Raw genomic sequence first — 10684 nt, 5'->3', positions numbered from 1 at the left:
GTCGCAGGCCGGGCAGGGGCCGGCGGCCGCATCGCCCACGGGCAGGACGCCCTGGGCCAGATGCGCCGCCATCCGCGACAGCTTGGCCGTCTCGCCCGCCACCCAGAGCGCCTCGCCGATCTCTTCCGCCTTTGGGCCGGTCAGATCGACCGCGGCGAAAGGCGGCGAGAGCGCAAGCCCCAGCGACAGCCCGCCCAGATACTGCTGCGCGAACCACGCGTCGGCCTCGCGGCGCAGGGCCTCAAGCCGCGCCTCGGCATCCGCCAGCGCCGGCACCAAGACGAGGAACCTGCCGCCCGCCGTCTGCAGCGCACAGGCCATGGGCATGCCGAAGACCGCAAGCGCCCGGCGCAGCGCCGCCTCGGCGATCAGCTGGAACCGGGCCGAGCGCCCGCGCAACAGCTTGGCGAGGTCCTCCACCCGCTCCGAGCGCAGGCGGAAGAGGCTCTCCTGCAGGCCTGAGAGATCGCCGGACAGAAGCCGCAGTTGCCTGCCCTCCCCTGCCCCGGCCTCGGCCGCGGCCAGCGCCGCCCGGAACCGCAGCGTGTCGAACAGCGGCAGATCCGCCGGCCCGCCCGGCGCGGGCAGCGCCCACATCAGCCGCTCGCAGAGCGACAGGAGCCCCTCCTCGAAGGCAGCAGCATCCGCACCGGCGCGGGCCACGAGGTCCGCCCAGCCCTCCAGGAAGGCGCGGCGCAGCGCGGCCAGGGCCGCGGGATCGGGCCGCGCCGCGCCGTCCGGGGTGGGCAGGATCGCCTCGGCCGAAAGCGCCGCCGGCCGCAGGACGGCGCGCCTTGCGGGGCCGTCGCCCAGCCGCACGCCGGCCACGATGCTGAGGAGCGCCGCGCCTTCCACCCCGCCGGCGGGCCCAGGGCCCGTGCCGGAGGCCAGTTCGGCCATCAGCTTGCGGATCCGTGCGGGGTCGAAGGCGCGCGGCCAGTTAGCCTCCTGTTCTATCACGCCCAGCGCCGCCGCCCCGCTCAGCAGCGCCGCCACGGCACAGTCCATCGGCGCTGCGTCAAGCCCCATCCCGAACACTCGTTCCCCTCGCACGGCCCCAGCCAGCGCCGCTCGGTCTTCCCCTGCGTCGGTATTGTCAGAAAAGACGCTCAGCGCAATCATTTTTGGCCACCAGGCGCGGTAGCGACGGCCATCGCCACCCCGACAGGTTCTGTCACCCATACCGGATATGCACAGAGCTGCGCCGGTCGATGCGATTCTGCCCGGTCGGCGATGAGGGGATAACGGGTGAAAGACAGGCAACGGGCAGGCCGCACCGGGGCGGCCTGTGCCTGTGCGTATCTGCAGGTGGCGCAAAAATGCTTGCTGATCAAAATCCTGTCGAGCAACCTCACCAAAAGCGTGACCTGTCTTGGGGTCGATGCTTGCCGTGATTGTAACGGGTGGATCGTGACGCCATTGACCACGGCCCTGCAGCGCAACGGCCTTTCCGCTTCGGATGGAAGGCCGCTGCATGGCTATGACCTGACAGGCGCCGACAGGGCCGGGCTTCGGCAGGCCCTGCGGATACGCATTGACTTGGAGGAACGGCTTGCCTCGACGGCACAGGCCTTCGTGCTGTGGGCAGCCGACCGCATCCGGCGCGACTGGCAGGGCGGACATCTGACCTGGGATTTCGTCTATCAGGGGCTCGGCCTTGCACCGCCCGACTACGCCTTCACCCGCTGGCTGGTCGAGACCGGGCTTCGCGCCTGGCACAGGCCGCTGCGCAGCGGGGATGCGGGGCATCGGGAGTTCCTGTTCTCGTTGCTGGCCGAGGGCGGGCTGCCCGATGCGGCGCTGGCCCAGGCGAACCGCTATGCACGGGTTCTCAACGGCCTGATCGCCGAGCTCGAGGCCGAGGGGGCACTTGCGGCGGTAGCGGCCGAGGCTGCGGCGCTGCGCGCGGTGCAGGGCCTGCCACAGGTGCTGCGCGGCCAGGATCAGGCGCGGTTGATGGCCGACCTCGCCTTGGCTCTGATCGGCCTGCGCCGCGCGCTGCCGGCCGATCTGCCGACCGAGGCCACGATCGGCTGGCTGGATGCCAACCGCCCGGATTGGCGCGCCAGCCTGCCGCTGCGACTGTCCGACGCGGCCATGCAGGCCGTCATCCGCCCGGCGCTTGCGGTGTCTCGCGGTCGGGGCGCCGCCGGCGGCGCCCCGGTGCGGCGGCTTCTGTTGCGCGACGAGGCCGGCAGCTGGCACGGCGCGACCGAGATCGTCGAAGGCGGACTTCTGCCCCGGGCCGCGCTGCCCGCCGAGGCGCAGGGGCTGCGCCTGCGCCTTCTGGCGCCCAATGGGGCAAGCTTCCTTGCCCTGCCCGAAGACAACGGCTGGCGGCTGACCCGGGTTGCCGGCGCGTCGCGCCTGGCGCTGGCGCCGCAGGCGGCGGTGATCCTGCCCGCCCACGCCGACGAGCGGCATCTGGGGGACGTGGTTCTGGACGCGGGCCTTCCGGCGCCCGACGAAGTCCCCAGCCTCTGGCGCGCCGCCGAGACCGCCGAGGCCGAACCCGAGACGCTGGTGCCGCTCTCGGGCAGGGGCCGGACAAAGGCAGCGCAGCTGTTCCTGCTGGCGCCCGAGGGCGCCACGCCGCAGGCCGGCCCGGGGGTGACGCTCGGCCGCCCCGCGCCGGGACCGGGCGGATGCCTCTGGCCGGTCTCGGGCCGTGGGCAGGTGGCGCTGGCCGGGCAGACGCTCATGGTCCGAGACCGGGGCCGAGACCGAGGCACCGGCGGCGCGGCTGGTCGCGATCGGGCCATCCCTTTCCGGGCTGAGTTGCGCCGACGGCACGCCGGTTCATCTGGGCGATCCGCAGATCTGGGCCGCCGAAGGCGACGTCCCTTTGCAGCCCTTGACGCGGACGAGACTGGGCAGGCGCCACATCCCGCGACATCTGGGCGGGCAGATCGTGGAGTGGCTTGAGGATGGCGCGGTTCTCGCCCGTCTCCGGCTTGTCGTGCTGCCCACCGGCCTGCGGCTGACCCTGCGCGAGACCGGATCCGAGGCGCTGCGGCTTGAGGCCGAGGGCCTGCCCCCCGGCTGGCACCTGGCGCTGCGAGCGGGCGAGGGCGCAGCGCAGGGCATCGCCGACGCCAGGGGCCACGCTCTTCTGTCGCTGACCGCCGCGCAGCCGCCGGGCCTTGTCGCGCTGCGCCTGTCCGATCCGGGCCGCGGCGCAGCGCTGGACCTCATTGGCCTCTGGCCCGCGCGAACGCCGCGGCTGATCGACCCCGAGGGGCAGGTGCTGCGCGAGGAACAGCGGCTGTCGCTGCGCCGCCTCGCCGGCTGGCGCGGGCATCTGCCACGGGGGCAGGGCGCGGTGCTGATCCGGCTGGGCGGGCAGGGGGCGCAGGTGGGCTTTCCCGTCGCGGGCGAGGTGCGTCCGGCCGCAGTCGCGGGCGTGCTGGGTCAGGCGCTGGCGCTGTTGGGCGCCGACGGGCAGGTAAACCTGCGTCTGGCGCTCGTGCAGGAGACGCCGCGGCTGTCGATCGCCCGCTACGACTGGCAGAGCGAGGAGGCCGGGCCGTTCCGCCATCTGGGCGGCGGGCGGACGCGGCTGCGGGCGGTGCTGCTCGAAGACCCTGCCCGCACCGCCGAGACCGAGGCCGAGAGCCGCATCGACCTCGGCGGCTGGCTGGGCGAGGACGAGGGACTTTGGTTCGTTCAGGGCGAGAACGCCACCCGCGGGGTGATGCGCCCCTTCGTCTGGGCCGCGCGGCCGCAACCCCGCAGCACCCGCGACGAGCGACTGGCCCGCTATGCGGCGGAATGGCAGGAGATCCTCGAAGCCCCCCGCGATCCCCGTTGGGATCGGATCGCGGCACTGATCGCTGCGGTTCGCGCGGCGGGCGACTGCGGCGCGCTCGATCAGGTGCAGGCGCTGGCGCGGGTGCCGGCGGCGGCGGTGGCGCTTCTCTGGATGGCGAGACGCGAGGGGCGCGCGGCGGCACTGGCGCTTGAATCCGAGGCGCCGATCTGGTGGCCACTGATCCCCGTCCAGGCCTGGGCGCTGGGGGCCAGGGCGGCCTATGCCCGGCTGGTCGCGCAGCTTCGCGCGGCCGGGATCGACGACGCCGAGGCGGTCGCGGCCGGGACCATGGCCCGCGCGGCGGGCGAGATCCTTGCGCTGCGCCCCGAACTTGCGGCGCATCTGGGCCGGGCCCTGCAGGCGTCCGGGCTGCGGCCCCAGTCCTGCGACGTGCAGGGGAATGCCTCGCCCCTTCTGCCGCCCGGACCGGCCGCGCGCGCGCTGCTGGATGGCGCTGCGCAGGAGGCCGCGCGGCGCTTCACCGGCCTGCCGCAGGGGGTGGACGGGCTGCGTGCCCGGCGCCTTGCCCCGCCAAGGATCGGCGATGGCGGCATGGATGCCCTGCTGCACGCGCCCTTCGCCGCTGCCGAAATCGCCGCCGGACTGCGCCCGGCACCCGAGCCGCCCGAGGTGCTGCGCCTTCTCGCCCTGCGCGCAGCTGACCCGGCCTGGTTCGAGGCCGCTCTGCCCTGCGCCCTGACACTTGCCCTGACGGAGGCCCCATGCCCCCCGCCTCGAACCTGACGGCCGCGCTCGACCGGCTGACCCGCGCTTCGGCCATGGGCATGGTGGCGCGGACGCGGATGGCCTCGCCGGGGCTGAACCTGTGGCTTGCTCGCGAGCTTGCGAAAGACCCCGGCACGGCAGGGGCGCTGATCGCCGATCCGGTGATCGAGATCGCCCGCGCCTGGAAGCCCGCCGACCGGCCGCTGTCGGCCCTGGCACCGGATCTTCTGTCGCCCGATCTGGTGGCGGCGCTGGACGGGACGCAGGTCGCGCGCCTGCCGGCCGAACGGCCGCCTTACGCCCATCAGCTGGCCGCCTGGCAGGCGACTCTGGGCGAGCGCCGGTCCGCCATCGTCACCGCCGGCACCGGGGCGGGCAAGACCGAATGCTTCCTGATCCCGGTGTTGCAGGATGCGCTGGCCCATCCCCGACCAGACGGCGGGGTGCGGGCAATCCTGCTCTATCCGCTCAACGCCCTGATCGAAAGCCAGCGCGACCGTCTGCGCGCCTGGGCCGAGAGGCTGAGGGGCCGGGTGCGCTTTGCCCTTCTGAACGGCGACACGCCCGAGACCGAGCGGCAGGCGAAGGAGCAGTCCGACGACATCGAACTGCGCTCGCGCCAGGCGATCCGCAAGCGTCCGCCCGAAGTGCTGGTGACCAACATCACCATGCTGGAATACCTGCTGCTGCGCAGCGCCGACAGGCCGATCCTGGCCGCCAGCCAGGGCGCGCTGCGCTGGATCGTGCTGGACGAGGCGCATACTTACGCCGGCAGCCAAGCGGCCGAGATGGCGCTGCTGCTGCGCCGAGTGCGGGCGGCCTTCGGCGTGACGCCGGGCGACGTGCGTCTGATCGCCACCTCGGCCACGATCGGGGGCGAGGACCGCACCGCCGAAAAGCTCGCCGCCTTCGCCGGGGCGCTGGCCGGGCAGGAACCCGAGAGGGTGGCGGTGATCGAGGGGCAGGAACGCACGCCCGACCTGCCGCCGGCGGGGCCGGATGGGCCCCTGGCGCCCGATCTGCCGGCCGAGGCGCTCGCCGGCCATCCGCGGGTGCAGGCGCTGCGCCGGGCCCTGTCCGAGTCGGGCCGCCCGCTGGGCGAGGTCGCGCGGATCCTGACCGGCGATGCCACGCGCCGGGACGAGGCGGTGCGCCTCCTCGATGCCCTGGCTGCGGCGGACTGGCAGGGGCATCGGCTGCTGCCCTGGCGGGCGCATCTGTTCCACCGCGCGCAGGGCGGGCTCTGGGCCTGCCCCGACCCGGCCTGCCCGCATCGCGCGCCCGAACTGACGGGGGCGGGGGCGGGCTGGCCCTTCGGCGCGGTCTGGCTGACCCCGCGCGCCGCCTGTGCCTGCGGCGCCCCGGTCTATGAGGTGGTGGCCTGCAACGACTGCGGCACCGCGCATCTTCAAGGGCTGGCGCAGCCCGGCGCGCAGCTTCGGCTTCTGGCGCCCGAGGCGGGCGAGGGCGACGATTTCGCGCTGGACCAGGACCCGGGCGAAGAGGATGCACCCGCCGCGCCCGCGGGCTCCGCCTGGCTCGCGGCTGAGGGGCAGGGCGGCGGCATGGCGGGCTGGCTCGGCGCCGATGGGCTGTGGTTCGACAACACCCCGCCGCATGGCACGCGCGCCATCCGCGCAAGATGGATCGCCACCCCGGCCGACCGCGCCTGCTGCGCCCGCGCCGGGCAGGCGGGGCTGACGGGCTTCCGCTTCGGTCCGGCCTTCCTGATGGGCAATGGCGTCGGCGGCGTGCTCGAGGATCTCGCGCCCCCAGGCGGCCGGCCCGGCCTGCCCGCGGGCGGGCGGCGGGCGATCAGCTTCTCCGACAGCCGGCAGGGGGTGGCGCGGCTGGCGGCGAAGCTCCAGCAGGGCGCCGAACGCGACCTGACGCGCGCCTTCCTGTGGCATGCGGTGCAGGAGGCCCCGGCGGGCGCCGATCCGGCCGAGATCGCCGCGCTGCGCGAGAAGATCGCGAAGATGGAGGCCGCGGGCCTCGGCGACTATGCCGATGCCGACCGCCGGCGTCTGGGCGAACTCACCGGCGCTGCTGCTGCCCCGATCCCCTGGGGCAGCCTCGTGCAGGGACTTGCCGCCCATGCCGACCTGCGCGAGTTCGCGGGCGACATCTGGCGCGGCCGGGCGCTTGGCGCGGGGCTGGCCGACGACCCCGCGAAGCTGGCCGAGATGTTCCTTTACCGCGAGCTGTTCCGCCGCCCGCGGGTGCAGAACAACCCCGAGACGCTGGGCCTGCTGCGCCTGACCTTCCCGGCGATGGAGGAGCGCGCGCGCCTGTCCGGCCCGCCCCGGCTGCTGGCCGAGGCCGGGATGGACGCCGAAGGCTGGGCGGCGCTGGCGCAGGTGGCGGTGGATCTGGTGTTCCGCCAGAGCCTTGCCGTGGACATGCCCCCCGCCTTCGTGCCACTGGTCGCGCCGCGCCATGGCGTGCTGAACGCGGTCGTGCCCGCCGATACCCGCGCCGAGGATATGCCGGCGAACAGCCGCCGCTGGCCGGGCCCGCAGGCCGTGAATGGCCGCCTGACCCGCCTGGCCGAACTCGTCTATGCCCCGACCGGCGGCAGCCCTGACAGCCGCACCGATCAGGACCGCGCGGGCGAGGTGCTGGATGCGCTGTGGCAGCTTATCGCCGGCACGGCGGCGCGGGATACGGGCGCGGGGGCCTGGCGGCTGGATTTCGCGCGGGCGGCAGTTCTGCGGCTGGACCGCGCCTTCCTCTGCCCCGTCACCCGGCGGCCCTATGCCTACAGCCTGTCGGGTCGCAGCCCCAATGACCCCGCCCGCACGATGCAGCCCTTCGAGATGCCGCGCCTGCCCATGGCCAATCGCGGCGGTTTGACGCGCGATCAGGCGGCCGAGATTGCAGAGTGGTGCCAGACCGACCCCACCGTGGCCGCCCTGCGCGCGGGCGGCCTCTGGACCAATCTGCACGACCGGCTGGCCGCCTTTCCGCCCTATATCCGCGCGCAGGAACATTCCGCCCAGATCCCGCGCCCCACCCTGCAACGCTATGAACAGGCCTTCGCCGAGGGGCGGATCAACCTGCTCAACTGCTCCACCACCATGGAGATGGGGGTGGACCTGGCCGATGTGCGGCTGGTGGTGAATGCCAACGTGCCGCCCTCGCTCGCCAACTACCGCCAGAGGGCGGGACGGCCGGCCGCGGGCGAGCCCTTCGCCTTCACGCTGACCTTCTGCCGCGACCTGCCGCTGGACCGCCGCGCCTTCGACAACCCCGCGGCCTGGCTGACCCGGCCCATCGTCGCCCCGCGCGTCTGGTTCGACAGCCCGGCCCTGGTGCGCCGCCACGTCAATGCCGCGATCCTGACCGCCTGGCTGGCCGCGCGCGGCGGCACGGATGTGACCGGCTCGATCGGCGCCTTCCTGGGCGCGGGCAGCAGCGCCAACCGGCCGGTCGAGGATGGTGCCGCGGCCGATGCCTTCCTGGCCGATCTCGATGCCGGCTGGGCCGGGGGGCTGGACGGGCCGCTGCGTGACCTGCTGGCGGGCACGGTGCTGACGGGGCAAGGGGTGGAGGCGCTGGCGGCGCACACCCGCGCCGCCTTCGAGGCGCTGGTCGCCGGCTGGCGGCGCGAGCATCTGGCGCTGTTGCAGGCTGCCGCCGCCGCACCCGACCGCGAGGCGCGTCAGGCGCTGGAACTGCGCGCAAGGCGGCTTGCGGGCGAATTCCTGCTGGGCGAACTGGCCCGCCGCGGCTTCACGCCCGCCTATGGCTTCCCGACCGATGTCGTCACCTTCCAGAACCTGTGCCACCGCAGCCCCGATGCCGATACCGGGCAGAGCCGCTTCCTTCGCGGCACCGCGGCGCGGTCGCTCGATCAGGCGCTGCGCGAATACGCACCGGGGGCCGAGCTGGTCATCGACGGGCTGGTGCATCGCGCCAGCGGCATCCTGCCCGCCTGGGAGGCGGGCGCCGATGCCTCGGGGCTCGAGGATCTGCGCAGCCTCTGGTCCTGCCCGGCCTGCCGCGCCTTCGACTGGGCACCCACCGCGCCCGAGTCCTGCCCCCGCTGCGGCTATAAACCGCTCAAGATCCGGCGCGCCCTGCGCCCGGCCGGGTTCTTGGGCGACGAGCCCGCCCATGTGGGCTATGAGAACCTGTCCCACATCGCCGCCGATCCCCGCGGCTTTCCGCCCATGGCGGCGACTGGGTGGCGCTGGCCGAAGGCGCCGGGCGGATGCGCGCCGATCCCGAAGGCCGCCTTGCGATGACCACCGCGGGCCCTCTGGGCGGCGGTTTTGCCATCTGTCTGGATTGCGGCCGCGCCCATCCGATGGAGGCCTCGCCGCCCGACCTGCCCGCCGCTCTGCCCAATGCGATGAGCAAGCATCATGCCCTGCTGCTGCGCCGGGGGCTTTCGCGCACGCGCGACGGGTATTGCCCGGCCTCGGACAATCTCGCGCGCATCCAGCGCAACCTGCATCTGGCGCAGGTGATGCGCACCGATGTCTGGGAATGGCAGCTTCCCGCCGCCTGCGGCGAGATTGCCGTCACCGAACCCGCTGCACGCGCCCTGGCCGCCGCCCTGCGCGAGGCGCTGGCCGAACGGCTGGGGGTGGAGGCGGACGAGATCGTGCCCTCGGCCACGCCCTCGGTGGGCCCCTCGGGCGAGGCGCGGCTGTCGGCCTTCCTGCACGACCGCGCGGCGGGGGGCGCGGGGCTCGTCGCGCGCATGGCCGAGCCCGAGATGCTGGCGGCCGCCGTGGCGCGGGCGACCGAACTGCTCGGCTGCCCCGAGGACTGCGTCCGCGGCTGCCCGGCCTGCATCCTGCGCCCCGACCTCAACCGGCGCGAGATGGTGCTGGACCGCAGGGGCGGGCTGGCGCTGGCGCAGGCGCTGTCCGACCGGCTGGCGCTGCCGGAATCGCTGCGCCTCTTCGGCCCCGCCACGCGGCTGGCCGGACGCCCGGCGCCGGCGCTGATCGCCGATCGCCTGCGGCAGGGTCGGCTCACGGGGCTCGACCTCTGGCTGCACGGCGATCCCTCCGGCTGGGATCTGTCCGGCTGGCCCTTGCGCCGCCTGCTGCCCCGTCTGGAAGAGGCCGGCATCCGGCCTCGTGTGGGAATCCTGGCCTCTGTGCTGACCTCGGCCGGGATGAACTTGCCGGTGAAGCTTGCGCTGCACGCCCTGGCGCGGACTGCCGATCTCCACCGGGCCGAGGCCTTGCCGCAGGCCGGCGGGGCGATGGTGCTGTGCCACTTGCGCGGACCGGCAGATGAGCAGGCGCTGGCCGTCACCATACCGGCCGAGGCTGTGCCAGGTCCGGACTGGGGGCAGGGGGCCGCCGCTCCGGCACTGATCGGGCCGGCCACGGCTCCTGCCATGGGCAATCGGCTGTCCGCCGATCGCCTGATCGAGCTCGGCACCGGCAATGCCCGGCTGCTCTGGCCGGGCGCAGCGCTGGACGGGCCGGTGCAGGGCTTCGGCCGCCGCTTCTGGGACTGGCTTGCGCGCGAAGCGCCGCTCGAGGTCGGGGCGATGCGCGCCGCGGGCGTGACGCGGCTGCAATACGCCGACCGCTACCTGTTGCAGGCGCATCTGCTGCGGCTTCTGGCCGAGGTCATGCGCACCGCGCCGGGGGCCAGGGCGGCGGCGCTGGCGGTGGACCTTGTCGGCGACGATCGCCCCCCGCCCGATGCGCGCCTTCTTCACCACAATTTCCCCGACGACGCGCTGCGCCGCGAGGTTCTGCGCCATCTGCTTCCCGGGGCCAGCATCGAGCTGCGCGCCAAGGCAGACATGCCGCATTTCCGGCGGCTCTCGGTCTGGCTGAAGGACGGGCGGCGGCTGGACATCCTGTTGGATCAAGGGCTTGGTGCCTGGTCGGTGGCAGGATCCCAGCGCCACGATTTTTCCGCCCCAGCCGCCGCGCAGGCCCGCGCCCTGTCCTCGGCCGACTTCGTGCTGCGGGCCGGACGCACGACCCCCCCCCATCGCCCTGCAGATGACCGGAGCCCGACCATGACCGATGCGCCCACGGACGCGGATTTCCTGCCACTGTCGCCTGAATTCCTGCGCCAGCACTTCCCCGTCGCGCGCAGCCTGCGGCGCGGGAACGCAGATCTGTTCGCCCCTTCCTTGCGGTCGACCGGCTGAGGGATGACACG

At 74.1% G+C, this 10684-nt stretch carries 5 protein-coding genes; 4 read left to right on the top strand and 1 reads right to left on the bottom strand.

Annotation, left to right across the window (positions count from 1 at the left end; genetic code table 11):
* The coding region (locus tag RUTHE_RS15530) for an HD domain-containing protein (RefSeq protein WP_211217748.1) at positions 1-1029 on the bottom strand (1029 nt) is incomplete at its 3' end.
* A 219-nt stretch (positions 1030-1248) separates the two neighbouring features.
* On the opposite strand from RUTHE_RS15530, the gene RUTHE_RS10445 reads away from it, so the two are divergent.
* The 4 genes from RUTHE_RS10445 to RUTHE_RS10430 are packed head-to-tail and all read left to right on the top strand — an operon-like array spanning position 1249 to position 10673.
* Complete coding sequence (locus RUTHE_RS10445; RefSeq protein ID WP_021098377.1) at positions 1249-2925, top strand: STY4851/ECs_5259 family protein; 1677 nt, start codon at positions 1249-1251, stop codon at positions 2923-2925.
* Complete coding sequence (locus tag RUTHE_RS10440) at positions 2912-4555, top strand: hypothetical protein (protein ID WP_021098376.1); 1644 nt, start codon at positions 2912-2914, stop codon at positions 4553-4555. The genes RUTHE_RS10445 and RUTHE_RS10440 overlap by 14 nt, the downstream gene beginning before the upstream one ends.
* Positions 4534-8787: a DEAD/DEAH box helicase gene (locus RUTHE_RS10435; protein WP_021098375.1), complete on the top strand. Its 4254-nt coding sequence runs from the start codon at positions 4534-4536 to the stop codon at positions 8785-8787. The genes RUTHE_RS10440 and RUTHE_RS10435 overlap by 22 nt, the downstream gene beginning before the upstream one ends.
* On the top strand, positions 8727-10673 hold the full coding sequence (locus RUTHE_RS10430) for a Zn-binding domain-containing protein (RefSeq protein WP_021098374.1): 1947 nt from the start codon (positions 8727-8729) through the stop codon (positions 10671-10673). Before RUTHE_RS10435 ends, RUTHE_RS10430 begins: the two co-directional genes overlap by 61 nt.
* Positions 10674-10684: the final 11 nt, after the last annotated feature.

Origin of the sequence: Rubellimicrobium thermophilum DSM 16684 (genome assembly GCF_000442315.1) — a bacterium.
Taxonomy (GTDB): Bacteria; Pseudomonadota; Alphaproteobacteria; order Rhodobacterales; family Rhodobacteraceae; genus Rubellimicrobium; species Rubellimicrobium thermophilum.
Note: the sequence above shows the minus strand (reverse complement) of the source record. Positions and strands in the feature narration are given on the sequence as shown.